This window comes from Nakamurella flavida, assembly GCF_030811475.1.
Taxonomy (GTDB): domain Bacteria; phylum Actinomycetota; class Actinomycetes; order Mycobacteriales; family Nakamurellaceae; genus Nakamurella; species Nakamurella flavida.
This window is the reverse complement of record NZ_JAUSQV010000001.1, coordinates 4,010,470-4,036,475: the sequence shown is the minus strand read 5'-3', so window position 1 is coordinate 4,036,475 and position 26,006 is coordinate 4,010,470. Positions and strand designations below refer to the sequence as shown.

Genomic DNA, 26,006 nt, shown 5'->3' with positions numbered 1-26,006 from the left:
CACCGACCGTCGAAACACGAACGGCCGCCCCGGTTCTCGGGGCGGCCGTCGGTCACATCAGGGCACAGCGGGTGATCACTTCTTCTTGCCGGCCCGCCGATCGGCGCGGTTGGGTCCGCCGGACCGTGACGAGCGGCTCTTGGCGCCGTTGCCGTTCTCGCTGGTACCCGGCTCCTGCGGGCCGGAGTAGTTCAGCGTGGCCGGGCGCACGGGCTGGGGCTCCAGGCCCTTGCCCCGCAGCAACGCCGCCGGGGCGGCATCGGTGGACGTCTTCGGGGCGGGTGCCGTCTGCGACGGCAGCGCCTCGATCGGTCGCACCTGCCGCCGGACCGGCCGCGCCGGGGCGGCAGCCGCGGGGGCGGCCTCCTCGATCACCGCAGGAGCCGCGGCGGCTTCGGCAGCCGGAGCAGCCTCCACCGCGGGAGCGGCTGCACCGGTTGCCGCCTGGGCGGCCTGGGCACCCGGGGCGGGGACGATCTGCACCTGCAGGTTGTAAAGGAAGCCGACGGACTCCTCCTTCAGGGAGTCCAGCATGGCCCCGAACATGTCGAAGCCCTCCCGCTGGTACTCCACGAGCGGATCCCGCTGGGCCATGGCCCGCAGACCGATGCCCTCCTTGAGGTAGTCCATCTCGTAGAGGTGCTCGCGCCACTTCCGGTCGAGCACGGAGAGCACGACGCGGCGCTCCAGCTCGCGGGTGATGGCCGGGGTGAGGGTCTCCTCGCGCTTGGCCCAGACCTCGCGGGCATCGGCGAGCACGGCCTCCCGCAGCGAATCCCGGGTCAGGTCGCCGTGCGAGGTGGCGATGGAGTCCGGGGTGGCGGTGATCGGGTACAGGGTCCGGAGCGCCGTCCAGAGGGTGTCGGTGTCCCAGTCCTCGGCGTAGCCGGTGCTGGTCGCGCCGTCGACGTAGGCGGTGATCACGTCGGTGATCATGTTCTGCACCTGCAGGTGCAGATCCTCCCCGTCCAGGACCCGGCGGCGCTCCTCGTAGATGACCTTGCGTTGCTGGTTCATCACCTCGTCGTACTTCAGCACGTTCTTGCGGATCTCGAAGTTCTGCTGCTCGACCTGCGTCTGCGCGCTCTTGATCGCCTTGGAGACGAAGTTGTGCTCGATCGGCACGTCGTCGGGCATGCGCAGGCGTGTCATCAGCATCTCGACGGTGCCGCCGCCCACCCGACGCATCAGGTCGTCGCCCAGCGACAGGTAGAAGCGGGACTCGCCCGGATCGCCCTGCCGGCCGGACCGGCCCCGGAGCTGGTTGTCGATGCGGCGGGACTCGTGGCGCTCGGTGCCCAGCACGTACAGACCGCCTGCGGCACGGACCTTCTCGGCCTCGGTCTCCGCGCGCTTCTTGGCCTCGGCCAGGGCGTCGGCCCACGCCGCCTCGTACTCCTCGGGCGTCTCGGTGGGGCTGAGCCCCTTCTCGCGCAGGTCGAAGTCCGCGGTGAAGTCGGAGTTTCCGCCGAGCACGATGTCGGTGCCGCGGCCGGCCATGTTGGTGGCCACGGTGACCGCGCCGGACCGACCGGCCTGCGCGATGATCGCCGCCTCCCGCGCGTGGTTCTTGGCGTTGAGCACCTCGTGCGGGACGCCCTGGCGCAGCAGCAGCCGCGAGAGCAGCTCGGACTTCTCCACCGACGCGGTGCCGACCAGGACCGGCTGGCCCTTCTCGTGACGCTGGGCGATGTCGGCGACGACGGCGTCGAACTTCGCGTCCTCGCTCTTGTAGATGACATCGGACTCGTCGGACCGCTGCGGATCCCGGTTGGTCGGGATGGGGACGACGCCGAGCTTGTAGATGGAGCTGAGCTCGGCCGCCTCGGTCTGCGCGGTACCGGTCATGCCGCAGAGCTTCTCGTAGAGGCGGAAGTAGTTCTGCAGGGTGATGGTGGCCAGGGTCTGATTCTCGGCCTTGATCTCCACCCCCTCCTTGGCCTCGATCGCCTGGTGCATGCCCTCGTTGTAGCGACGGCCGTGCAGCACGCGGCCGGTGAACTCGTCGACGATCAGCACCTCGCCGCTGACCACGATGTAGTCGCGGTCCTTCTTGTAGAGCTCCTTGGCCTTGAGGGCGTTGTTCAGGAAGCCCACGAGGGGGGTGTTGACCGACTCGTACAGGTTGTCGATGCCCAGTGCGCGCTCGACCTTGGCCACGCCGTCCTCGGTGACGCCGACGGTCCGCTTGGACTCGTCGACCTCGTAGTCGGTCTCCAGCTTGAGCCGCGGCACCAGCCGGGCGAACTCGGAGTACCACTTGGAGGACTGGTCGGACGGGCCGGAGATGATCAGCGGGGTCCGGGCCTCGTCGATGAGGATGGAGTCGACCTCGTCGACGATGGCGAACGCGTGACCGCGCTGCACCAGGTCGTTCTTCGACCAGGCCATGTTGTCGCGCAGGTAGTCGAAACCGAATTCGTTGTTGGTGCCGTAGGTGATGTCGGCCTGGTAGGCCTTGCGGCGCTCCTCCGGCGGCTGGTTGCCCAGGATGCAGCCGACCTCGAGCCCGAGGAAGCGGTGCACCCGGCCCATCCACTCGCTGTCCCGCTGGGCGAGGTAGTCGTTGGTGGTGACGACGTGGACGCCGTTGCCGTTCAGGGCGTTGAGGTAGACCGGCAGCGTCGAGACCAGGGTCTTGCCCTCACCGGTCTTCATCTCGGCGATGTTGCCGAGGTGCAGGGCCGCCCCGCCCATGAGCTGGACGTCGAAGTGCCGCTGGCCCAGGGTCCGCTTGGCGGCCTCCCGGACGACGGCGTACGCCTCGGGCAGCAGGTCGTCGGTCGTCTCGCCTTCGGCCAACCGGTCCCGGAACAGCTGCGTCTGACCGCGGAGCTCGTCGTCGCTCAGGTCGACGTAGTCGGCCTCGAGATCGTTGATGTGACCGGCGATGACACGCAGTCGTTTGACCGTCTTGCCTTCACCGGCCCGGAGCAGTCGTCCCAGCACCACGAGCGTCACCCTTGCCCAACAGCAGTTGTCCACCCCGCCGTGCTCGACGGGGTGTGCGCGAGCGCACTCGGGTGCACCCGGCAGCCGATCCACCGGTGGGTCGGCGCCCACCATGGTAGGCGTACCGGCATTTCCCCCGGGTACGGCCGCACGCAGGATAGGACGGCCCGGCACCGCGCGGCCATCGCTCCCGGGGGTCGCCGCACAACCCACACCCGACCCACATCCGCCGCCCCGGCGAGCGCGGGGCAGGAGAAGCGATCGGGCCGGCCGAACGACGGTCCGGCCGGCCCGACGGGTCGACGTGTGTGCGGCGGGCGGGTCAGCCCAGCCGGAGCAGCCCGTAGTCGAAGCCCTTGCGGCGATAGACCACGGAGCTCAGATGGGTGTCGGCGTCGTTGAAGAGGTAGAAGTCGTGCCCGACGAGCTCCATCTGGAACAGCGCCTGGTCGACCGTGATCGGATCGGCCGGGTGGTCCTTGATCCGGACGATCCGGCCCGGCCCGCCGTCGGCGCCGTAGCTGTGGGACAGCGCGTCCTCCTCGGCCAGCATCTCGTCCGGTTCCGCCTCGGCCGCGGGTGCCACCAGGGTGGCCACCGAACCGGTCGGCGCGACACCGTCGAGGACCAGGTCGGGGTCCACCGGGACGGCACCGAGCGGGGTCCGCTCGGTCAGCCGGTCGTGGCGGCGATCGTGGGCCCGCTTCAGCCGCGCCTCGAGCTTGGTGGTCGCGGCGTCGAGCGCGGCGTAGAAGGAATCTGCACTGGCCTCGGCGCGCACCGCCGGGCCCCGGCTGCCCAGGGTGATCTGGACGCGCTGGCAGGTCTTGGACTGACGCCTGTTGGTCTCGTGCGACAGCTCGACGTCCACCCGGATGATCTTCGGGTCGTACCGTTCGATGCGGGTCAGTTTCTCCTCGACGTGGGCCCGGAAATGCTCCGGAACCTCGACATGGCGTCCCTTGACGACGATCTCCACCTGTCCTCCAGTCCGTGCTGACGGGGGCCGGCGTCGCGTGACGTTCCGACGCCTGGCCCTGGGGCGGGGCACTGCGGCACACCGTGGGTGTGCCGCTCCGGTCGGGCCGGACGAGGTGTCCGGACCGGTCGGGCGTGCCCCCGAACGTACCCGCGAACCGATCGGACGGCGCATCCGGGGGTTCATCCGACGGTCACCCGCCAGACACCTCCAGGAGCCGTCAGCCGACCGGGTCGAACCGGTGATCATCCTGGTCGCGGTGGGTGACGTCAGCATGCCGAACGCAGATGTCGACCACCTGTCAGGGTCGCCGCAACAGGCTCGGAGCGGCCGCCACGCACAGCACGGCCGACACCGGCCGACCGTGGTCGGCGAGCACCCGACAGGCGGCCAGGACGGTCGCCCCGCTCGTCACCACGTCGTCCACCAGGACGACGACGGCGCCGGCCGGCGGCGCCGCCCGCGGGGCGTACCGCACCCGCCCGGCGAGGTTGCGGACCCGTTCCCGGGCCCCCAGGCCGACCGAGTCGACGGCGCCGGCCGCGGTGCTCAGGCACGGTGCCACCCCTGCGGCGAGCCCCTGACGGGCGAGGGTCCGCGCAGCGGACCGGGCCATCGCGGTGACCGGGTCCCCTCCGCGGGCGCGGGCGGCGGATCGGCGACTGGGCGCCGGGACGAGCCAGGGGTCGCGCAGGAGGACCCCGGCCCGGACGAGAACGGCCAACCCCTCCCCCAGCGGGACGCCCAGCCGGGCCGGCAGATCCCTCCGGCCCCGCTCCTTGCCGTGCAGGACCGCGGCCCGGGGCGCGCCGTGGTACCCGGCGAGTGCGTAGACCGGGGGCAGGGCGAGCCCGGCCGCGGCATCCAGGGCGGCATCGGGGAGGCGGACGGCCCGGACCGGACCGAGGGTGACCGCGCAGCGGGCGCACCACGGCTCAGGGGCGCCGCACCCGGGGCAGGTCCGCGGGAGCACCAGATCCAGGCCCGCCCCGCCGTGGGCACGGAGCGCGCCCACCCAGCGGGCCGGGGCGGACGCCCAGCGGGCCGGCCGGGAGGGCGGTGCGGGGATCATTCCGTCAGCATGGGCGGGCGAGCAGTGAACCGACGGTGCGTCGGCGGATCTGGGGACAACTCGGTCGCGGCCGCCGACGCCGCACCCGCTCGTCCCGGCTCGGGCGACCCGGGTCAGGACGGCGGGCTGGGCGCCACGTCCTCCGGCGCGGGACCGGCGTCGTCCACCACGGCGAGCAGGGCGAGCAGCGCCGACCCGTAGGCGTCGGCCGCCTCCGCCGCGGCGAAGTGTTCCGGGCCGTCCCCGCCGGGCAGCACCGCCGTCACCACCCAGGCGTCCCCGTCCCGCGTCAGCTGACGGAACGTGCCGGCGAGCAATCCGCGGAGCTGGTCCTCCCGGGGCAGCCAGAGCGCCTCGGACGCCTCGGCCGAGTCCAGGGCCCACTCCGTCGTGCCGTTGAAGCCCAGCACGGTGCCCTCGGGGCGGTGGTGCGCCTCGACGACCATGTCGCTGATGGTGAACACGTCGCCGTCGAAGGCCTGGTTGAGCAGGGTGAAGCGGTCCGCCGGGGTGGGGTGCCAGCGCAGGCCGGTGGCGCGCAACCGGGCCGCGAGATCGACCGAGATCATCCCGCCAGTCTGCCGGAGACGCCCGTCGGGTCGGGAGGTCCCGGCCCCGGGACGAATCGGCCCCGCCGGGCCCACCGACGACGGCCCCGCCGGCGGCACCGACACCGACGGCCGCTCAGCCCGGGTAGAAGGGCGACGACCCGTTCAGCGACGGCGCGGACGGCAGCGGGGTGACCCACTGCCCGTCGGTGGCCGATCCGGACAGCTGCCAGATCCGGTCGCCGAACCCGATGAGCGGGGGCTGACCGGCCGACACGGCCAGGGACTGCACGTCGTTGAAGATGCCGGTCGTGGTGAACCCGGTGAGGTCCCGCCCGTCGACGCCGACGCTGAACAGCGTGCGCCGACTGACCGGCGAGGTGGCGCCGGCGACGGTGAGCTCCCGGGACGAGGAGAAGGTGACGGCGCCGACGTCGATCAGGTCGGGACGGATCTGCACCAGATCGGTCACCGCGACCGTGGCCGGGCTCTGGGTCGCGCTGTCGTCCGGTTGCGGGCCGGCGGTCTCGGGTGTGTCGGTGGGCGTGGCGGACTGGACGGGGGCGATGACCCCGACCCAGAGTCGTTCCCCGGCCACGACCGCGACCCGCACCCCGTCGGGCGACAGAGCGAGTGCGGTGACCGCACCGATGCCGGCCAGCGCGGTCGAGTCCACCCGCACCCGGCTGGCCGTCCCGGCGGTCACCGCGGTGGCCACCCGGTACACCTCGGGCCGGGTGGCGCCGTTCTGCACGACCCACACCTCGTCGCCGGTCCGGCTGAACACCGGTGCGGTCAGGGTGTCGGCGCGCAGCGCGGCCTGGAGCGTGTCCGCGGTGGCCGGCCCGATGAGCAACTGCTGGCCACCCTGCGGGTCGGTGGCCACCGCGGCCTCCGCGCCGGTGGCCGCGGACAGGGCCGCGGCGGAGATCCGCACCCCGACCTGCGGCCACTCCAGGGTGGGGTCCTGCAGCCCGACGACGTCGCCCTCCGGGTCGACGTAGTACGGGTCGGACGCCACCTGGCCGGTCCCGGCGACCCGGTCCGGGTCGAAGGAGGACACGGTGGCGACCGTGTAGACGAGCTGGGTGGGATCCAGCGGTTCGCCGTCGACGGAGATCGCGATGCGCGGGCTGGTCGTGTAGAGCGTCCAGACGATCTGTGCGGCCAGCGCGCGCCGCAACGCGGGCGTGGACACGTCGACGCCGGTCAGGTCGACCCGTAGGACCCCGTCGGCGTCCGCGGTGACGTTGGACCGCAGGGCCGCCTCCGGGCCGAACTGGCTGACCGCCGCGCCGTCGAGGGCCGCGCTGGGGCCATCGAGCAGCAGATCCATCAACCGGTCGGCGCGGTTGATCTCGGTGCTGCTGACCACCAGGTACCGCGGGTCGGGGACGACCACGGTCCCGGAGGCGTCCAGGAAGTAGACGACCTTGCGCTGGTAGGCCCCGGCGAAGTCACCGGCCTGGATGAGCAACTGGGGCGGCGGGTTGGAGATGCGCCATTCTCCGTCGATCTGCTGGAGCGTCATGGTCCAGGTGTAGGGGTCGGTCTCGCCGGCGGGCGGCGGTGCGAAGGAGCGGTCCTCCCGCAGCAGACCCTGGCTGGGGCCGGTCACCGTGACCGAACCGGGGGCGGTCTCGTCGGAGTCCGTGCGGTACCCGTCGGCGAGCAGCAGCACCGGCGTGTCCGGGGACGGCCAACCGACCTGGGCCTGCGGTGTGAGGTACTGCCGGGCGGCGGCCAGGCTGGTCCCGGCGGCAGCGTCCCGGTCCGGCCGGGCGCTGGCGGTGATGAAGCCGCGGACGATCTGGTCGGGTTGCTGCCCGGGCTGCGGTGCCTGCGGGGCGGTCTGCTCGACCTGGTCGGTGACCTGCCGGACGTCCAGCGCCGCCCCGGCCGAAGGGATCGCCGAGCAGCCCGCGAGGGCGAGGGTGACCAGGCCGGCGGCCAGCAGAGCCCGCAGCCTCCGGGTGCGCGGTCGGGCGCGGTGGCTCATCACGCCCCCCGTCCCGGCCGCGGTCCGGCGGTGGTGACGTCGGAACCCGGGTACTCCCCCACGGCGGGCTGCACCGGATGGCTGCCGGTCTCCGACGCCGGTTCGGTCGGCCCGGTGAACACGGCGAAACCGGTGCTGTCCACGGTCTCCCAACGTCCGGTGACCAACTCGGCCAGCCGCGGGGCGGCGCTGTCGTGCGGACCGGACGGGTCCGACGGTGCGGGCTCGTCGTCCGTACCCGGCATCGAGAGCGGCAGCGGAGATTCCTCGATCTGGCCGGACCGCCGGCGCGGCAGGGTGAGCCGGAACCGGGCGCCCACGCCCGGGCTGCCGGAGGCCTGCAGCCAGCCGCCGTGCAGCTGGGCGTCCTCCAGCGAGATGGCCAGGCCGAGGCCGGTGCCCCCGGTGTGCCGCTGCCGGGACGGATCGGCGCGCCAGAAGCGGTTGAACACCAGGCCGGCCTGGCCGGGTCGCAACCCGACGCCGTGATCGGTGACGGTCACCGCGACGGCGTCGGCGTCGGCGGCCATGTCGATCTCCACCGTGCCGCCCTCCGCATGGTCGATGGCGTTGTTGACCAGGTTGCGCAGGATCCGGTCGACCCGCCGGGTGTCGATCTCCGCGACGACCGGGTCGAGCGGTAGGTCGAGCACGATCTGCACCCCGGCCCGGGCGGCGAGCCCGCGGGCACCGTCAACGCTGTCCCGCACGCAGGCCCGCATGTCGATCGCCTCGGCGTTCAGGTCGGCCATGCCCGCGTCGTGCCGGCTGATCTCGAGCAGATCGGCGAGCAGGATCTCGAACCGGTCGACCTCGGCCATCAGCAGCTCGGTCGACCGGGCCAGGTGCGGCGGGAAGTCCTCCCGGCTGTCGTGGAGGAGGTCGGCGGCCATCCGCACCGTGGTCAGCGGGGTGCGCAGCTCGTGCGAGACGTCCGAGGTGAACTGGCGCTGCAGCTTGCCGAACTCCTCCAGCTGGCGGATCTGCGCCCGGATGGCCTCGGCCATGCCGTTGAACGACAGGGCCAGCGTGGTCATCTCGATCGGGCCCTTCACCGGCATGCGCTCCCCGAGATCGCCGGCCGCCAGCCGCCGGGCCACCGCGGCGGCCCGGCGGACCGGGCGGGCGACCTGGAAGGCGACCAGGGCGGCGATCGCGGTGAGCGCGAGGGCGGCCACGGCCCCACCCAGCAGCAGCGTGTTCTGCACGACGCCGACGGTCTTCTGCTCACCGGCCAGCAGGAAGATCAGGTAGACCTCGAACGAGTCCGTACGGGTGACCGCGGGGGTCCCGACGACCAGCGCGGGGATGGCCACGCCGTCGCGTTCCACCGTCGTGTACTGCCGGGCCAGGTACCCGGCCTGCACCCGGGAGCGGAGCTCGGCGGGCACGTCCCGGGTCGGGCCGACGGCGAGGTCGATCTCCGAACCCAGCCGGCTGGGGATGATGACGGGTTCGAAGACACCGGCGGTGGAGTTCTGCGCGCCGGTCTGGGTGGTGGGTCGACCGAGCTCCTGGACCGTGCGCTGCAGCTGGTCGCGCAGCGAGTTGGGGTCGGAATCGGCGCCGGCCAGCGAGTTCTCGGCGGTGGACCGGGCGTTGTCCAGCTCGGCCACGGCCGCGTCCACCTTGGACTGCAGCAGTCCGCGCATGATCTGCTGCTGCAGGATCACGCCCAGTCCGAGCATGACCAGCACCGAGCAGGTCAGCGTGACCACGATGACGCGGAGCAGCAGCGATCGGCTCCAGAAGGTCAGCGCGGCCCGCCACCGCGAGGCCAGATCCTCCACGCGGGTGGACCGGCCGACCGGCCGGGTGCCGCCGATCTCGGCGATGCGCGGGGTGGCGGGCCCGTCGGGTCCGCCGTCCGCGCCGTCCTCGGGCAGGTCCCCCGGTCGGCGCTCGTCCCGGTCGGCCCGGTCGGCCCCGTCGTCGAGGGAGGTGCTGGCGGCCCGGGCGGGGGGCGTTCCGGGACCGGCCCCGGTCACGACACCCCGGCGCGGTACCCCACGCCGCGGACGGTCACGACGACCTCGGGATGCTCCGGGTCGCGCTCGATCTTGGAACGCAGCCGCTGCACGTGCACATTGACCAGGCGGGTGTCGGCAGCGTGCCGGTATCCCCAGACCTGTTCGAGGAGGACCTCCCGGGTGAACACCTGGCGCGGCTTGCGGGCCAGGGCGACCAACAGGTCGAACTCCAGCGGGGTCAACGAGATGGCCTCGCCGGCCCGGGTGACCTGGTGCCCGGGGACGTCGATCTCCACGTCGGCCACGCGCAGTCGTTCCGCGGTGCCGACATCGGCGCGCCGCAGCCGGGCCCGGATGCGAGCCGTCAGCTCCTTGGGCTTGAACGGCTTCATGACGTAGTCGTCGGCGCCGGACTCCAGCCCGAGCACCACGTCCACGGTGTCCGTCTTGGCCGTCAACATGATGATCGGGATCCCGGACTCGGCCCGGATCTCCTTGCAGACGTCCAGACCCGAGGTCCCGGGCAGCATGAGGTCCAGCAGCACCAGATCGGGTTTCGTCTCGCGGAACGCCCCCAGCGCGTGCGAGCCGTCCCGGACCACGGCGGTGTCGAAACCCTCCCCGCGCAGCACGATCGTCAGCATCTCGGCCAGGGCAGGGTCGTCGTCGACCACCAGAACGCGAGCTCTCATGGCTCCATGGTGTCATCCCCGGGGTCCGGCACCGGCTGTTCCCGCAGCCAGGACACCGTCCGCGTCGTCGGACCTCCACCCTCTTTGTGCCCTCGACCCGCGTCCGGCACACCGGATCGGGGCGGGCGCGGCATGCAAACATGATCGCGTGAGCGCCCCTTTTGATCCCCAGGACCCCCGCCCCGGCGACCGGACACCACCCCCGGGCGGGCCGGCGGGTCAGCAGGGGTACCCGCAGCAGTTCCCCAGCTACCCGGCGCAGTACTCGGCGAGCCCGCAGTTCGGCTGGAACGGGGGCGTCTTCCACGGCGGCACCGCACCGCAGCCGGGTGTGATCCCGCTGCGGCCGCTGACGGTGGGAGAGGTGCTGTCGGGCGCTATCCGGGTGGTCCGCGGCAACGCCGGCCTGCTGCTCGCGGTGGCCTTCCTCGGTGCCGTCGTCGCGTCCCTGCTCCCGCTGCTCCTCGCCGCCCTGGCCGGACCGGTCAGCTACGTCATGGACGACGCCTGGATCCAGGAGTTCGCGACGGGGCGGCGCACCTCGTTCCCGGCCTCGTGGATCGTCTACACCCTGGCCGGTCTGGTGGTCGGGATCGTCGTCCAGACCGTGTTGTCGGCCGTGTCCACCTCCGTGGTGACCCGTGCGGTCATCGGTCGCCCGTCGACGGGCATCATCGCCGAGCGGCTGCGCGGTCGATGGGTGGTGCTCGTCGGGGTGAGCGCCGTCGTCTCGCTCTCCGTCGCGGTGGGCGCGCTGTTCCTCGTCGTTCCCGGCGTGCTCATCTACCTGGCCTGGATCGTCGCCGTCCCGGTCGCGGTGATGGAGCGGACCGGAGTCGGGACCGCCCTGCGGCGGTCGGCCGAGCTGACCCGCGGCCACCGCGGGCGCATCTTCGGCACGATGATGGCCGTCATCGGGATCGCCTTCGCCGGCACCCTGGCCGTCAGCCTCGTCGCCGTGCCGATCATGGGCAGTGCCGGCAGCACGTCGTCCTTCGTCTTCATGCAGATCCTCACCGTGATCGCCAGTGGTCTGATCGGGGCCTGGTCGGCGTCGGTGGTCGCGCTCATCTACGTGGACCTGCGCATCCGCAAGGAGAACCTCGGTCCCTCCCTGGCCTCGGCCGCTGCACAGAACCCGCCGCCGCCGGCGAAGACGGGCTGACCCGGCGCCGCCCGCCCGGGCTCAGTCCGGAACGGCGACCGTCCCGTCGGGCCCGGGTTCCAGCACGGTCCACGGCGACAGATAGGACGTCGCGGCAAGGTGGCGGTACATCCGTCCGGTGCGCTCCTGCAGGGCCGCGTCCCGTTCGAACTGGTCCAGTGCGCGGTCCTCGGAGGTCGCGGCGCGGGCGCGGGCCCGGTCGGCGGCGACCGATGTGGGAGTGGCCAGCAGCAGCTGACGGTCCGGCACCGGGCAGTCGAACCGGTCGATCTCCAGCTCCCGGACCCAGACCGGGAAGTCCCGCAGCACGGCCGCGTCGTCCGGGGCACCGAGCCGGGCCGAGCCGTAGGCGGCGTTGGACGAGACGTACCGGTCGAGCAGGACGACGTCGTTCTCGGCCAGCAGACGACGGATCTCCCCCGCCGCGGCCCGTCGGTCGAGGGCGAAGAGCACTGCGGCACCGTGCACGGATTCGCTGAGGTCGCCGAGCCGCCCGTAGAGCGCATCGCGGACGAGGTCGGCGTGCACGTCGGCGCCGTACCGCGGGAAGGCCAGGCTCGTCGCCCGCCTCCCCTGCTGCGTCCAGTGCGTGATCATCCGCCGGGTCAGCGTCTGCTTCCCCGATCCGTCCAGACCTTCCAGAACCACCAGCTCAGCCACGGCGAGCACCCTACGGGGAGCACCGGCGGACCCGGCCCGACCGCAGGTGCGGCCCCTCCCGCGCAGTGCCCGGTGGTCCGTGTCACAGTGTCGCCATGACGCAGTCGCCCCGTGATCGTTCCGCCGTCGACGACGACTTCCTCGGACCCGATCGGGGTGGCCGCACCTTCTTCGGACAGCCGCGTCAGCTGGCCACCCTCTTCTCGGTCGAGATGTGGGAGAGGTTCTCCTTCTACGGCCTGCAGGGCATCCTGCTGCTCTACCTGTACTACTCGGTCGCCGAGGGCGGGCTGGGTCTGTCCCAGGACGTGGCCACCGGCATCGTCGGCGCCTACGGCGGGATGGTCTACCTGTCCACGGTGTTGGGCGCGTGGCTGGCCGACCGGGTGATGGGCCGGGAGCGGGTGCTGTTCTCCAGCGCCGCCCTGGTGATGTCCGGACATATCGCCCTGTCGATCCTGCCCGGGCTGGCCGGCGTGGGTGTCGGGCTGATCTGCATCTCGATCGGCAGCGGCGGCGTCAAGGCCAGTGCCACCTCGCTGGTCGGTTCGCTCTACCGCGAGGAGGATCCGCGCCGCGACGCCGGCTTTTCCGTCTACTACTTCGGCATCAACTTCGGCGCCTTCCTCGGCCCACTGCTGACGGCCTTCCTGCAGACCCGCTACGGGTTCCACATCGGGTTCGCGGCCGCCGCGGTCGGCATGGCCATCGGGCTCGGCATCTACGCCGCCGGGCGCAAGAAGCTGCCCGAGACCGGCAACGTGGTGGCCAACCCGCTGCCGACGGGAAGCTTGAACCGGGTGCTGCTGATCGCCGCCGTGCCCGTGCTCGTCGTCCTGATGCTCATCGTCACCGGGGTCATCCCGCTGGCCCGGCTGGACGACCTCGTCGTGATCGTGGTGGTCATCGCCAGCATCGGTTACTTCGCGCTGCTGCTCACCAGCAAGGAGGTGACCGCGGTGGAGCGGCGCCGGGTGCTCGCCTTCATCCCGCTGTTCCTGGCCAGCGTGGTGTTCTGGTCGCTCTACCAGCAGCAGTTCACCGTGGTGACGATCTACGCCGACCAGCAGCTCGACCGCAACCTGTTCGGCTGGGACTTCCCCGTCGGCTGGGTGCAGTCCATCAACCCCATCTTCATCCTGATCCTGTCCGGGGTGTTCGCGGCGATCTGGACGAAACTCGGTGACCGGCAGCCGTCCACACCGATCAAGTTCGCGGTGGGCGTCGCCGTCATGGGCCTGGCGTTCCTGCTCTTCATCCCGATGGCCAGCGACGTCCCCAACAGTGCGCCGATCCTCGGCCTCATCGGTGTCCTGTTCACCTTCACCGTGGCCGAGCTGTTCCTGTCCCCGGTGAGCCTGTCGCTCGCCACCAAGCTGGCCCCGGCGAAGTTCCAGACCCAGATGGTCGCGCTGCTGTTCCTGTCGATCTCCCTCGGCACGACGATGGCCGGGGTGCTGGCCGGCAGCTACTCCGTGCAGGGCCAGGTGCCGTACTTCCTCACCCTGGGCCTGATCGCCCTGGCCGCCGCGGTGGTCCTGGCGCTGATCACCCCGATGATCCGCAAGCAGATGGGCGGGGTGCGCTGACCGACTCCCCCGCCGCGGATCGGGTGCCGAGCCGGGTGATTGGATGAGCCCATGACCCAGTCCTCATCGTCCAAGCCCACCGTCGAGCACCCGGACGGCCCGGCCCCCAGCGAGCTGCAGATCACCGACCTGACCGTCGGCGACGGTGCCGAGGCCGTCCCCGGGGCCACCGTCGAGGTGCACTACGTCGGCGTCGAGTTCGACTCCGGTGACGAGTTCGACTCTTCCTGGAACCGCGGCGAGTCCATCGAGTTCCCGCTGCGCGGCCTGATCCAGGGCTGGCAGGACGGCATCCCCGGCATGAAGGTCGGCGGCCGCCGCCAGCTGACCATCCCGCCGCACCTGGCGTACGGCCAGGCCGGAGGCGGGCACCGGCTGTCCGGCAAGACCCTCATCTTCATCATCGACCTGCTCGCGGTGCGCTGACCCCGCTGCACCTGGACGCAGAACGGGCCCCGCGAAGATCCGCGGGGCCCGTTCTGCATTCCGGACGACAGGTCGTGCCGGACCGTCAGTACCGGTAGTGCTCCGGCTTGAACGGGCCTTCGACGTCCACCCCGATGTACTCGGCCTGGTCCTTGGTGAGCTGGGTCAGCTCGCCGCCGAGGGCCTCGACGTGGATACGGGCGACCTTCTCGTCGAGGGACTTCGGGAGGCGGTAGACCTCCTTGTCCCAGCTGTCGGGCTTGGTGAAGAGCTCGATCTGGGCGATGACCTGGTTGGAGAAGGACGCGCTCATCACGAACGACGGGTGCCCGGTGGCGTTGCCCAGGTTCAGCAGCCGACCCTCGGACAGCACGATGACGGTGTGGCCGTCCGGGAAGCGCCACTCGTCGACCTGCGGCTTGATCTCGATGCGGGACGCACCGGAGCGGGCCAGCCCGGCCATGTCGATCTCGTTGTCGAAGTGGCCGATGTTGCCGAGGATCGCCTGGTGCTTCATCCGGCGCATGTGGTCGACGCCGATGATGTCCTTGTTGCCCGTGGTCGTGATGATCAGGTCGGCGCGCTCGACGGCGGACTCGACGGTTGCGACCTCGTAACCGTCCATCAGCGCCTGCAGCGCACAGATCGGGTCGGCCTCGGCGATGATCACCCGGGCGCCCTGGCCCTGCAGCGACTCCGAGGCGCCCTTGCCGACATCGCCGTAGCCGGCGACGAGTGCGACCTTGCCGCCGATGAGCACGTCCACGGCGCGGTTGATGCCGTCGACCAGGGAGTGGCGGATGCCGTACTTGTTGTCGAACTTGCTCTTGGTCACCGAGTCGTTGACGTTGATGGCCGGGAAGAGCAGCTCGCCCGCGGCGGCCAGCTGGTAGAGCCGGTTGACGCCGGTGGTGGTCTCCTCGGTGACGCCGATGATGGACGGCGAGGTCGTCGTCCAGTACTGCGGGTCGTCGGACAGCGAGGCGCGCAGCAGGTCCAGGATGACCGAGTACTCCTCGGTGTAGTCCGCGTCCTCCTCGGACAGCGCGGGCACGACGCCGGCCTTCTCGTACTGCACGCCCTTGTGGATGAGCAGGGTCGCGTCGCCGCCGTCGTCCAGCAGCATGTTCGGGCCCTGGACGCTGCCGTCGGCGGCGTTCGGCCAGCGCAGCATGCGGTCGGTGCACCACCAGTACTCCGGCAGGGTCTCGCCCTTCCAGGCGAAGACCGGCACACCGGTGGGGTTCTCCGGGGTGCCGTTGCGGCCGATGACGACCGCGGCGGCGGCGTGGTCCTGGGTGGAGAAGATGTTGCAGGACGCCCAGCGCACGTCGGCGCCGAGGTCGACCAGGGTCTCGATGAGCACGGCGGTCTGCACCGTCATGTGCAGGGAGCCGGAGATGCGGGCGCCGGCCAGCGGGCGGACCTCGCTGTACTCGCGGCGCAGGGCCATCATCCCGGGCATCTCGTGCTCGGCCAGGCTGATCTCCTTGCGGCCGAAATCGGCCAGGGAGAGATCGGCGACCTTGAAGTCGAGATCGCCGATGCGGTCGATCTGCAGGTGATCGGTGGTGGTGGCAGTGGTCAAGACGGGTACTCCTCGGTGGTCGTCGGCACCGCGCGAGACGGCGCGCTGGGCCGGACTCGGGCTGTGGCCCTGCACCGGACGCCCCGGGTGTCTCAGAGACACAGGGCGTGCATGTCGGGGCTGATTCTACCGTGCGGACGCCACCGGGGACCTGTGGCCTGCCGGACAGGCCGGTGCCGGATCCCCGCGGTCAGTCCTCCTCGGGGAGCACCTTGTCGCGGGTCGCCCGGAATCCGTACAGCGCCCCGGCCACCAGCCCGATGCTCGCCATGGCCGCCGGGTTCCAGATCCAGATGCCGGCGGCCACCCCGACGAACGCGCCGATGACGGCCCACAGGGCGACGGCCAGGGCCCGGTCGCGGGGGGAGCTGGGCCGGGGGGTGCTCATGCGGCACACCCTAGCCAGCCCGCCCCGGCCGGGCCCGGTCGGTCGTGCGGTGGTGCAGGGTCAGTGGGCTCCGTGCCGGGCACCCTTCGGCTCGCGCGCGGCCGGCGAGACCATCCCGGCCACGGCGACGAGCACCAGGACGAGCAGGAGGCCGTGCAGCAGGCCGAAGTGCTCGCCGAGGAAGCCGATGCTGGGCGGGCCGACGAGGAAGGCGAAGTAGCCGATGGTGGCCACGGCGCTCACCCGACCGGCCGCGGTGGCGGGATCGTCGGCCGCGGCGGACATGCCGACCGGGAAGCCGAGCGCGGAACCCAGACCCCACAGGACGACACCGATGCCGGCGATGACCGGGTTCGGCCCGAAGATCACCAGGCACAGGCCGACCGCGGCGGACACCGCCGACACCCGGAGCACGGGGACGCGACCGAAGCGGTCGAGCAGGAACACCCCGGCCACCCGGCCCACTGTCATCGCGGTGACGAACAGGCCGAACACGAAGGCGCCGGTGGCGTTGGTGACGTCGTGCCCGTCGACCATGGCCAGGGTCAGCCAGTCGTTGGCGCTGCCCTCGGCGAAGGCCATGCCCAGCACGATCAGCCCGATGAGTACGGTGCGCCGGTCCCGCCAGATGGCCAGGCGGGCCCGCCACCCGTGCGGCACGGCGGCACTCTCCGGGCTGTCGGCCGGGGGCAGATCAGGATGCGGCTGCAGGTACCGCACCGAGATCAGGATGGTGACGACCATGGCCACGCCGATCACCGTCAGGTGGACGGAGACCGGCACGTCGGCCAGTTCGGCGAGGGCACCGAGACCCGCGCCGGCCATGGTGCCGAGGCTGAACGCGGCGTGGAAGAGCGGCATGACCGTCCGACCCAACGCCCGCTCGTTCGCCGCGCCGTCCACGTTCATGCTCACGTCGGTCATGCCCATGCCCGCGCCGAGGAGGGCCAGACCGAGGACCACGGGCAGCGGGCTCTGCAGGGTGCTGGCTCCGACGCCGGTGATCACGATGCCGAGGGCGCCGACGGTGATCGCCCCCGTCATGGTCCGGCCCGGCCCGAAGCGGGTGAGCGCCGGCGTCGACAGGGTGAGACCGACGATGGAGCCGACGGCCAGCGCGAAGACGATCCACCCCATCTGCGCGGTGCTCGCGCCGAGCATGTCGCGGATGACAGGAGTGCGGGACACCCAGCTGGACAGCGCGACCCCGGAGATCGCGAAGATCACGAACAGGGCGTTGCGCCAGGCGCTGAGCTGCCGTCGGGTGAGCGGCGTGGGCGTCCCGGCCCCGGGGGCCGACCCGACCGCGCCGGGGGCGGGTGGTGCGCCGCTCCCGGTCGCCGGTGCGTCCTGGGTCATCGCAGTCCTCGCTTCGTGCTGGTGGTGATCGTGCACGCGGCCCCGGTGGGGGCGGGTGGCGATCGGCCGGCCGGGTGGGCCGCTGGACATCCGGGGTCGAATCGATACGATCGAAACGATTCGACCACGCTAACCAGCGGAGTCCCGGGCGGTCAAGCCACCCGACCGCTCCGGTGGGAGCCGGTCGTCCAGGTCAGGAGGCAGCGATGACGGACAGCGGCACGACGGCTGCCCGACCCCCGACCCTGGCCGCGGTGGCCGCCCGGGCAGGGGTCTCGGTGTCCACCGCGTCGCTGGCCTTCAGCGGCGCGGGCCCGGTGGCCGAGTCGACCCGGGAGCGGGTACGGGCCGCGGCGGCGGAGCTCGACTACGCCGGGCCGGATCCCCGGGGCCGGTCGCTGCGGTCCGGGCGCTCCGGCATCGTCGGGGTGGTGCTGCAGGAACGGGTCCTCGAGGCGTTCCGCGATCCGATCAACATCGCCGTGCTGGACGGCATCGCCCAGGAGGTCTCCCCGCAGGGCCGCGCCCTGCTGCTGCTGGCCGACATGGGCGAGAGCGCGCACGCCGTGCAGACGACGGTGATGGACGCGATCGTGCTGGTGGCGTGCAGCCCCGCGATCGCCCGGACGATCGAGCAGGCCCGACGCCGCGACGTGCCGATCGTCGCCATCGGCGGACCGGTGGTGCCCGGCGTGCTCTCGGTGTCGATCGACGACCGCGCCGCGACCGCCCAGTTGGCCCGTCACCTGGCCGATCTCGGCCATCGGGATGTGTCCATGGTGACCCTGCCGCTGGATCTGGATCGCACCCGCGGACCGCTCACCGCGGAGCGCATCGCCGCCAGCACGACCATGGTCGCCGACGAACGGATCCTCGGCGTTCGCGACGTGTTCCCCGCCGCGGGCGGGGTGGTCGCCGCGGGCAGCTACGTGGACGAGGGCGTTCTCGCCGGCCACGCCCTGCTGGCCGATCCCGCCCACCGGCCCACGGCGGTGGTGGCGCAGAGCGATCTGCTGGCCGCCGGGGTCATCCGGGCCGCCCAGGAGTGCGGACTGCGGGTGCCGGAGGATCTGTCCGTGGTCGGCTTCGACGGGGTGCGCGTCGACGACGCCGTCCCGCACGACCTGACGACGATGGTGCAGCCCGCGGCCGAGGAGGGCCGGGCCGCCGGGCGCGCCGTACTGGCCCTGCTGGACGGCCCGGAGGCCGCGGACGGTGCGGCGCCGGAGGGCGTGGCCTTCACCTGCACGTTCCACCGCGGGGCGACGACCGCTCCCCCGCGGGCGACCACCTAACTGCCGACGGCGAGCACGGCCCGCTTGACCTGCGCGACCGCGGTGGGCGGACCGGCCATGTGATAGCGGTGGCCGTTGTGGTGGAAGACGTCGACGACCCCGCCCGCGGCGGTGATCAGCGCGGCCCCGGGCAGCCAGTCCCAGCTCAAGGTGTCCAGGTGGAACCAGACCCCGAGCCGGCCGGCGGACACCGCGGCCAGCTCGATCGAGCCGGACCCGATGATCCGGACGGAGGCGGCCCCTCCGATGGCCGCCAGGATGGGCTCACGCACCGCGTCCTCGGCCAGTCGGGCCGGGTGCAGGTAGGTCGCGATGGAGATGGTGGCCAGCTCGGCGTCCTGCACCGGCGGCACCGGGACCCCGTTCAAGGTGGTCGGGTGGCCGGGTCCGCCGACCCACAGTTCGCCGGTGGTCTGCTGGTAGACCGCGCCGAGCAGGAGCTCGTCCCCGTCGACCAGGCCCAGCGCGGAACACCAGGCGGGCAGGCCGGAGACGAAGTTGTAGGTGCCGTCGACCGGATCGATGATCCAGGTGCGCCGGCCGGGCGCGGCCGCGCCCTCCTCGCCGACGACACCGTCGTCCGGGCGGACCCGGGCCAGCTCGTCGACGATCCACTGCTCGGCCGCCTTGTCGGCGTCGGAGACGACGTCGCTGATGCTGGTCTTCTCGTCGACGGTCAGCCCGGCCCGGAGCATCCGGGCGGCCATCTCCCCGGCTCCGGTGACGAGGTCACCGGCGAGCTGGGCGTCGGTACGGGTGTCGGGATCGGACGGGGACGGGGACTTCTCGGCTCCGGTCACAGACCCCACCGTATCGACGGGGGGTGCTCCGTCCGCGCCCGGGGGCGACCGGTGCGCTTCACCGCCGCCCCATAGACCACCGAGCAGATTGTCGGTCGGGGGTGGGGCGATGCGGAGGCTGGGCGTCGGGTTCCTCGGGGTGACGCACCCGCACGCGTCCGCGCGGCTGCGGGCGCTGCGTCGGATGGGCGGGGTCCGGCTCATGGGTGTGGCCGAGGACGACCCGGTGGTCACCTCCTTCGCCGCCACCTTCGGGCTCCGCGTCCGCCGGCGGGCCGACCTGCTCGACGATCCCGAGGTGGACGCGGTCCTGGTGCACAGCACCTCGCGGGAGATGGTCGATCACGCCGTGGCCGCCCTCGAGGCCGGCAAGGCGGTCCTGGTGGAGAAACCGGGCGGACGGGACGAGGCGGACCTGCACCGGTTGGTCCGAGCCACGGAACGGACCGGGGGTGTCTGCCAGATCGGCTACACCTTCGGCTTCAGCGACACCGTCGCGCTGACGGGAACGGTGCTGCGGCGGGGCCTGCTCGGCTCGGTGCACCAGGTCCGCGTGCACGGCGGCAGCAGCCTCGGCGAAGCAGGCACCGACCACCTGAATCGACCCGGCGATCTCGGGGGCGCGTTCTTCGTCATCGGCTGCCATCAGGTGGACCTGGTGGTGCGTCAGTTCGGGATGCCCGCAGCGGTCAACGCCGTCGTCGTCAGGCTCCCGGCCTCGATCCCCGGTGCGCACCGGGAGGACGTCGCCGCGGCGGTGTTCCACTACCCCGACCGGGTGGTGACGCTGGACTTCTCGGCCTGGGACCCGTTGCCCTGGTTCGAGTCCTGGGAGATGTCGGTGTACGGGACGGACGGGGTGCTGCACTCCGGGCTGCTGCCGCACCGGTCGCGGTTGTACCTGTCCCGACCGGGTGGTGGCCTGCCGGCCGGGTGGTCGTCCTGGCGTGATCCCGAGCCTCAGCCGTGGTCCGGCGGCCGGACTCCGTACTCCCCGGAGATGCCCGAGATCGCGCATTCCGCGCTGTTCGATCGAGAGTGCGCGGCGTTCGTGGCCGCGGCCCGAGGTCTCCGCCCGACCGCGGCCTCGGCCCGACACGGACTGGATGTGGTGCGGTGCCTCGCCGCCGGTTACCGGTCCGCGGCACAGGGTGGCGCTCCGGTACACCTGCGGCCGGAACAGCACCTGGGTGCCCACCCGGTCGACGCGGTCAGCAGCAGCCGGGCGGCGACGGCCTGATCGATCCGTGGTCCCGCCGTCGCACCCCGTCGGCCAACAACTCGGCCAGGTGGCGGGTGGGGCGCCCGGCGAGCTGCTCGGCCTGGGTGCGGCAGGAGAATCCGTCGGCGACGAACGGGACGTCCGGGTGGTCCCGCAACGCGGGCAGCAGCCCGTTCTCGGCCACCGCCACCGAGACGTCGTAGTGGCCGCGTTCCATCCCGAAGTTGCCGGCCAGCCCGCAGCAACCGGCGATCTCGGTGCTGTGCACCCCACCCCGCTCCAGCAAGGACCGGTCGGCGTCGAAACCGAGGACGGCGTGCTGATGGCAGTGCGGTTGCACCACCACCTCTCCCCCGCCCAGATCCGGGACCTTCCAATCCGGCGCGGCCTGGGTCAGCACCTCGGCCAGGGTCCGGGTGGCGGCGGCGACGCGGGCGGCGCGGGGGTCCTCGGCCAGCAGCTCGGTCAGATCCGACCGCAGCACCGCCGTGCAGGACGGTTCCAGCCCGACGATCAGGCCGCCCGCGTCGACGTGGTCGATGACGGTGTCCACGCTGTGGCGCAGACGTTTCCGGGCCGCGGGGAGCTGCCCGGTGGTGATCCAGGTGAGCCCGCAGCAGACCGGACGGGCGGGGATGGTGACGGTGAACCCGGCGTCCCGCAGGACCTCCAGCGCCGCCCGGCCGACCTGCGGGGTGAACGCGTCGGTGAAGGAGTCGGTCCACAGCAGGACAGGCGGTCGGTCCTGCTGCGCCGACTGCTGCCAGGAGGTGGAGCGCCACCATCGCCGGAGGCTCTCCGGGGCGAGCACCGGTGCGCTGCGGCGGGTGTCGACACCGGCAGCGCGGAAACCCCAGGACCGCAGGGCCGGTCGGGCGGCGAGCGCGTTGATCACCGGCGCCAGCCGCAGCCGGTCGACCACCCGCGTCCACCGCGGCAGCCATCCCAGCGCGTAGTGCGCCACCGGCCGCAGACGCCGGTGGTACCGGCGGAAGAGCACCTCGGCCTTGTAGGTGGCCATGTCCACCCCGGCCGGGCAGTCGGACGCACACGCCTTACAGGACAGGCACAGGTCGAGGGACTCGGCGACCTCGGCCGACCGGGCGCCGTCGCGGACCAGGGTGCCGTTCACCATCTCCTGCAGCACCCGGGCTCGGCCCCGGGTGGAGTCCTTCTCGTCCTTCGTGGCCAAGTACGACGGGCACATGAACCCGCCCGCGGCCGAGGTGTCGGCACGGCACTTTCCCACCCCGACGCACCGATGCACCGCGGTGCTCAGGTCGCCGTCGTCGCTCAGCAGGGAGAAGCCGAGCGCGGGACTGGGTCGGGCGCCGACGAGCCGGAGGTCGTCGTCCAGTGGTGCGGGCCGCACCACGATGCCCGGGTTGAGGATGTCCAGCGGGTCGTACAGCGCCTTCACGTCGGCGAACAGGGCCCGGGCGGCCGGGGAGTACATGTGCGGCAGCAGCTCTCCCCGGGCCCGACCGTCACCGTGCTCCCCCGACATCGACCCGCCGTACCGGGCGACGAGCACGGCGGCGTCGACCAGGAAGGCCCGGAAGCGGTGGGACGCAGAACCGATGGGCAGATCCAGGCGGGCGTGCACGCAGCCGTCGCCGAAGTGCCCGTAGGTCAACCCGTCCACCCCGTGGTCGGCCATCAGCGCGGCGAAGTCCCGCAGGTACGCCCCGAGCGACGCCGGCGGCACCGCGGCGTCCTCCCAGCCCGGCCAGGCGGGGCGGCCGTCCGGGGTGCGCCCGGCCAGCCCGACGCCGTCCTCCCGGATCCGCCACAGCGCCCGCGTCTCCGGACCGGTGGGGACGACCCGGGACGCGCCCGTGCCGCCCCCGGCGACGATCCGACGAGCGGCGTCGGCGGCCTGGGCCGTGGTCTCCCCACCGACCTCGACGAACAGCCAGCCTCGGCCCGCGGGCAGCTCGGGGACCGTGCCATGGTGGCGACGCACCACGTCGACCAGCCGCGCGTCCATGCCCTCGATCGCCAACGGACCCTGCGCGAGCAGTGCGGGCACCGCGTCGGCGGCGGAGGGCATGTCCGGGTAGCCCAGGACGACCAGGGCGGTGACGGCCGGGACGGGGACGAGGTCGACCTCGGCCTGCAGCACGATGCCGCAGGTGCCCTCGGTGCCGACGAACGCCCGGGCCGCATCGCGCCCGTTCTCCGGGAGCAGGTGCTCGAGCGAGTAGCCGGACACCTGGCGACCGAACCGGCCGAACTCGGTGCGCACCACCGCGAGATGCGCACCGATCAACGCATCGAGCCCGGCGGGGCCGGACCCGGGAGCCAGGTGCAGGCGGCGGCCCCGGCCGTCGAGGACGTCCAGGGACCGGACGTTGTCGGCGGTGCGACCCCAGGCCACCGCGTGCGGGCCGCAGGCGTTGTTGCCGATCATCCCGCCGAGGGTGCACCGGGCGTGGGTGGACGGGTCGGGCCCGAAGCGCAGACCGTGCACACCCGCCGCGCGCTGCACATCGGCGAGCACGACCCCCGGCTGCACGCGGGCGGTGCGGGCGACCGGGTCGATGTCCTCGATGCGGTGCAGGTGACGCGAGAGATCCAGCACCACGCCGGGTCCGACGGCGTTGCCGGCGACCGAGGTGCCGCCGCCGCGGGCGGTCACCGGGAGCCCGTGGGCACCGGCCACCTCCAGCACCGCGACCACGTCGTCCGCATCGGCCGGGAAGACGACCGCCGTCGGCACGACCCGGTAGTTGGACGCGTCGGAGGAGTACTCGGCCAACCGGCGGGGGGCGGTGTCGAGGCGGGGGCCGAGGGCTCGACGCAGCTCGACCAGCGCCGGCTCCGGGTCACCGCGCCGGTCGGGCGCACGGGAGGACACCAGGTCGGTCATGGCCCTCCCCCGCTCGGTGACCCGACGGTACCGGCGCCCACCGACGACGGGCGGCAGATCCCGGCCCGGGTCACCGCCGGTACATCAGGTCCCCCCACCGCACATCCAGCATGGCCAGGACGAGGGCCTGGCCGTCCGGCGCGCACAGCTCCACCAGATGTCCCCGGCCGGCATCGGCATCACGCAGCAAGGGCGGGCCGGCCGCGACCATCCGTGCCCGGTCCCGGGCGTCGAACCAGTCCAGCGGCGAGCACGGCCCGTGCCCGAGCCCGCCGCAGTAGTCCCAGGCGACAAGGGCTCCCGCCGCGACCAGGGCGAGCGCGCGGTCGGGGTCGATCTCCTCCTCCTCGATCGCGAAGTAGGCACGCCCGTCGGGGCCCCGGAGGAGCGGAACCGGTACCACGACGGCCGCCGGGGCCTCGCGGACCTGCCGGACGATCTCGGCGAACGTCGCACCCCGGGGTCGCCTGGCCATCCCCGGAGTCTGCGGATGCCCGCCACCGGATGGCCAGCGATTTTCAGCCGATGACGGCGCGCAGCCCGTCGATCTGGCGGCGGGCGGCGTCACGCAGTGCGCTGACACCCGGGCCCGCCCCGAGCACCTCGCGGCTGGTGGTGGGCAGCACGGCGGACAGGTCGTCCCCGAAGACCACGCGCAGATCGTCCACGGTGGCCCCCTGGGCCCCCAGGCCCGGGGCCAGCAGGGGGCCGTTGACCGCGGTCAGGTCCACCCCGGTGCGCCCGACCGTCGCGCCGACGACCAGTCCCACCGAACCGAGCGGCGCGGCCCCGGCGTTGACCGCGGCGGCCTCGTCGGCGATCACCTGGGCGACCCGGCGGTCGTCGGCGGCCCGGGCATGCTGCACCGCGGCGCCCTCCGGGTTGGAGGTCAGCGCCAGGACGAACACCCCGCGGCCGGTGGCCAGCGCGAGGTCGACCGCCGGACGCAGCGAGCCGAAGCCGAGGAACGGGGACACGGTGACCGCGTCCCCGGCCAGCGGCGAGCCGTCCCCCAGATACGCGTCGGCGTAGGCGGCCATCGTCGAGCCGATGTCACCCCGCTTGGCGTCGACCAGCACCAGCGCGCCGGCCTGCTGCGCGTCGGCGATGACCCGTTCGAGCACGGCCACCCCGCGCGAGCCGAAGCGCTCGAAGAACGCCGACTGCGGCTTGAGGACGGCCACGGTGTCGGCCAACGCCTCGACGGCGGTGCGGGCGAACGACTCCAGCCCGGCGACGGTGTCGTCCAGGCCCCACGCGCCCAGCAGTGCGGCGTGCGGGTCGATCCCGACGCACAGCGGCCCACGGGCCGCCGTCGCCGCAGCCAGCCGGGCTCCGAACGCGTCCTGCCCCATCAGTTCTCCCCTGCGTCGCGGGCCGCGACGGCCCGGTTGATGTCCCGAACCAGGCCCGGCCCGCCGAAGATGAACCCCGTGTAGAGCTGCAGCAGGCTGGCGCCCGCGTCGAGCATGGCCAGGGCGGCATCCACGTCACTGATCCCGCCGACCCCGATGACCGGCAGATCGCTGTGGCTGGTCACGAAGCGCACCACGCCCAGAGCCCGCCGGCGCAGCGGCCGACCGGAGAGCCCGCCGACCTCGGCGGCCATCCCCAGCTCGGTGGTGGACACCCCGGACCGGTCGAGCGTGGTGTTGGTGGCGATGACCCCGGCGACGCCGCGGTCCTGGCACACCTCGAGCACCTCGGCCACCGCGTGGTCGGTCAGGTCGGGGGCGATCTTGACCAGCACCGGCACCGGGCGGCCGTCCGGCCGGGAGGGAGCCAGCGCGGCGGCCTCCGCGGTCATCGCGCCGAGCAGCTCGTCCAGCGGGGCCCGGTCCTGCAGGGAGCGCAGCCCGGGGGTGTTGGGCGAGGAGACGTTGATGGCCAGGTAGTCGGCGTACGGGTGGACCAGCCGCAGCGAGGTCAGGTAGTCCTCGACGGCCTCGGCCACCGGGGTGATCTTGGACTTGCCGAGGGACACCCCGATGGGCACGCCGACCGGACCCGCCGCGGCCAACGTGGTGGCCAGGGCCGCCGCACCCTCGTTGTTGAACCCCATCCGGTTCACGATGGCCTCGGAGGTCCGCAGCCGGAACAGCCGGGGCTGCGGGTTGCCGTGCTGGGCGTGCGCGGTGACCGTGCCGACCTCGACGAACCCGAACCCCAGGGCGGGCCAGGCCTGGACGGCCACGGCGTTCTTGTCCATCCCGGCGGCCAGCCCGACCGGGGACGGGAAATCCAGCCCGAACACCCGGCGCGGGGCGGGGGTGTCCAGCAGCCGCGCCAGCGTCCGCCGGGCCGGCGCGACCCGGCCGATCCGGGCGAGCGCCGCCATCGTCAGGTGGTGCGCCCGCTCCGGATCACCCCCGCCGAGGCGGAACAGCACGGCGCGGCTCAACGCCCGGTAGAGCATCTGCTCGCTCATCC

21 protein-coding genes are annotated in these 26,006 nt (G+C 72.7%); 5 read left to right on the top strand and 16 right to left on the bottom strand.

Going from position 1 to position 26,006, the window contains the following annotated elements:
* Positions 1 to 75 precede the first annotated feature (75 nt).
* From secA to mtrA, 7 genes are all read right to left on the bottom strand, one after another.
* On the bottom strand, positions 76 to 2,952 hold the full coding sequence (gene secA / locus J2S58_RS17860; protein WP_205257102.1) for a preprotein translocase subunit SecA: 2,877 nt from the start codon (positions 2,950 to 2,952) through the stop codon (positions 76 to 78).
* A gap of 322 nt (positions 2,953 to 3,274) precedes the next feature.
* The gene (gene hpf / locus J2S58_RS17855) at positions 3,275 to 3,931 is read right to left on the bottom strand and encodes a ribosome hibernation-promoting factor, HPF/YfiA family (RefSeq protein WP_205257101.1); all 657 of its coding nucleotides are present in this window, start codon (positions 3,929 to 3,931) and stop codon (positions 3,275 to 3,277) included.
* Positions 3,932 to 4,232: 301 nt separating this feature from the next.
* Positions 4,233 to 5,003, bottom strand: coding sequence for a ComF family protein (locus J2S58_RS17850; protein WP_205257100.1), 771 nt, complete (start codon positions 5,001 to 5,003; stop codon positions 4,233 to 4,235).
* 113 nt (positions 5,004 to 5,116) lie between these two features.
* On the bottom strand, positions 5,117 to 5,572 hold the full coding sequence (locus J2S58_RS17845; protein ID WP_205257099.1) for a pilus assembly protein CpaE: 456 nt from the start codon (positions 5,570 to 5,572) through the stop codon (positions 5,117 to 5,119).
* A gap of 115 nt (positions 5,573 to 5,687) precedes the next feature.
* Positions 5,688 to 7,550, bottom strand: coding sequence for an LpqB family beta-propeller domain-containing protein (locus J2S58_RS17840; protein WP_205257098.1), 1,863 nt, complete (start codon positions 7,548 to 7,550; stop codon positions 5,688 to 5,690).
* Positions 7,550 to 9,538, bottom strand: a complete 1,989-nt coding sequence (gene mtrB / locus J2S58_RS17835; RefSeq protein WP_306829130.1) for an MtrAB system histidine kinase MtrB — start codon at positions 9,536 to 9,538, stop codon at positions 7,550 to 7,552. Before mtrB ends, J2S58_RS17840 begins: the two co-directional genes overlap by 1 nt.
* Positions 9,535 to 10,212, bottom strand: a complete 678-nt coding sequence (gene mtrA / locus J2S58_RS17830) for an MtrAB system response regulator MtrA (RefSeq protein ID WP_205257097.1) — start codon at positions 10,210 to 10,212, stop codon at positions 9,535 to 9,537. Before mtrA ends, mtrB begins: the two co-directional genes overlap by 4 nt.
* Positions 10,213 to 10,360: 148 nt before the next feature.
* Here mtrA and J2S58_RS17825 point away from each other — a divergent pair, with 148 nt between their 5' ends.
* A complete protein-coding gene (locus J2S58_RS17825; RefSeq protein ID WP_205257096.1) occupies positions 10,361 to 11,377 on the top strand; it encodes a hypothetical protein in 1,017 nt (338 codons plus the stop codon).
* A 21-nt stretch (positions 11,378 to 11,398) separates the two neighbouring features.
* Here J2S58_RS17825 and J2S58_RS17820 read toward each other — a convergent pair whose 3' ends face one another.
* A complete protein-coding gene (locus tag J2S58_RS17820) occupies positions 11,399 to 12,037 on the bottom strand; it encodes a dTMP kinase (protein WP_205257095.1) in 639 nt (212 codons plus the stop codon).
* Between the two features lie 95 nt (positions 12,038 to 12,132).
* On the opposite strand from J2S58_RS17820, the gene J2S58_RS17815 reads away from it, so the two are divergent.
* Both J2S58_RS17815 and J2S58_RS17810 read left to right on the top strand, forming a co-directional pair.
* Entirely contained in the window at positions 12,133 to 13,626 is a 1,494-nt protein-coding gene (locus tag J2S58_RS17815; protein ID WP_205257094.1) for a peptide MFS transporter, read from the top strand.
* 51 nt (positions 13,627 to 13,677) lie between these two features.
* Positions 13,678 to 14,052, top strand: a complete 375-nt coding sequence (locus tag J2S58_RS17810) for an FKBP-type peptidyl-prolyl cis-trans isomerase (protein WP_205257093.1) — start codon at positions 13,678 to 13,680, stop codon at positions 14,050 to 14,052.
* Between the two features lie 85 nt (positions 14,053 to 14,137).
* On the opposite strand, the gene ahcY is transcribed toward J2S58_RS17810, so the two are convergent.
* From ahcY to J2S58_RS17795, 3 genes are all read right to left on the bottom strand, one after another.
* Entirely contained in the window at positions 14,138 to 15,640 is a 1,503-nt protein-coding gene (gene ahcY / locus J2S58_RS17805; RefSeq protein WP_240188977.1) for an adenosylhomocysteinase, read from the bottom strand.
* Between the two features lie 190 nt (positions 15,641 to 15,830).
* Positions 15,831 to 16,028: a hypothetical protein gene (locus tag J2S58_RS17800; protein ID WP_205257092.1), complete on the bottom strand. Its 198-nt coding sequence runs from the start codon at positions 16,026 to 16,028 to the stop codon at positions 15,831 to 15,833.
* Between the two features lie 60 nt (positions 16,029 to 16,088).
* Positions 16,089 to 17,387 carry an MFS transporter gene (locus J2S58_RS17795; protein ID WP_205257091.1) on the bottom strand — a complete coding sequence of 433 codons (1,299 nt, stop codon included), beginning with the start codon at positions 17,385 to 17,387 and terminating at the stop codon, positions 16,089 to 16,091.
* Between the two features lie 206 nt (positions 17,388 to 17,593).
* Between J2S58_RS17795 and J2S58_RS17790 the strand changes: the two genes are divergently transcribed.
* Complete coding sequence (locus tag J2S58_RS17790; protein ID WP_205257090.1) at positions 17,594 to 18,682, top strand: LacI family DNA-binding transcriptional regulator; 1,089 nt, start codon at positions 17,594 to 17,596, stop codon at positions 18,680 to 18,682.
* On the opposite strand, the gene J2S58_RS17785 is transcribed toward J2S58_RS17790, so the two are convergent.
* On the bottom strand, positions 18,679 to 19,482 hold the full coding sequence (locus J2S58_RS17785) for an inositol monophosphatase family protein (RefSeq protein WP_306829121.1): 804 nt from the start codon (positions 19,480 to 19,482) through the stop codon (positions 18,679 to 18,681). The two genes, J2S58_RS17790 and J2S58_RS17785, sit on opposite strands and share 4 nt — an antisense overlap.
* Before the next feature lie 109 nt (positions 19,483 to 19,591).
* Between J2S58_RS17785 and J2S58_RS17780 the strand changes: the two genes are divergently transcribed.
* Positions 19,592 to 20,722, top strand: coding sequence for a Gfo/Idh/MocA family protein (locus J2S58_RS17780; protein ID WP_240188976.1), 1,131 nt, complete (start codon positions 19,592 to 19,594; stop codon positions 20,720 to 20,722).
* On the opposite strand, the gene J2S58_RS17775 is transcribed toward J2S58_RS17780, so the two are convergent.
* From J2S58_RS17775 to J2S58_RS17760, 4 genes are all read right to left on the bottom strand, one after another.
* Complete coding sequence (locus J2S58_RS17775; protein ID WP_205257087.1) at positions 20,694 to 23,576, bottom strand: FAD-binding and (Fe-S)-binding domain-containing protein; 2,883 nt, start codon at positions 23,574 to 23,576, stop codon at positions 20,694 to 20,696. The two genes, J2S58_RS17780 and J2S58_RS17775, sit on opposite strands and share 29 nt — an antisense overlap.
* Positions 23,577 to 23,646: 70 nt before the next feature.
* Entirely contained in the window at positions 23,647 to 24,051 is a 405-nt protein-coding gene (locus tag J2S58_RS17770) for a hypothetical protein (protein ID WP_205257086.1), read from the bottom strand.
* A gap of 43 nt (positions 24,052 to 24,094) precedes the next feature.
* Positions 24,095 to 24,931 carry an orotidine-5'-phosphate decarboxylase gene (gene pyrF / locus J2S58_RS17765; RefSeq protein ID WP_205257085.1) on the bottom strand — a complete coding sequence of 279 codons (837 nt, stop codon included), beginning with the start codon at positions 24,929 to 24,931 and terminating at the stop codon, positions 24,095 to 24,097.
* The gene (locus tag J2S58_RS17760; protein WP_344469947.1) at positions 24,931 to 25,992 is read right to left on the bottom strand and encodes a quinone-dependent dihydroorotate dehydrogenase; all 1,062 of its coding nucleotides are present in this window, start codon (positions 25,990 to 25,992) and stop codon (positions 24,931 to 24,933) included. Before J2S58_RS17760 ends, pyrF begins: the two co-directional genes overlap by 1 nt.
* Between the last annotated feature and the right edge of the window lie 14 nt (positions 25,993 to 26,006).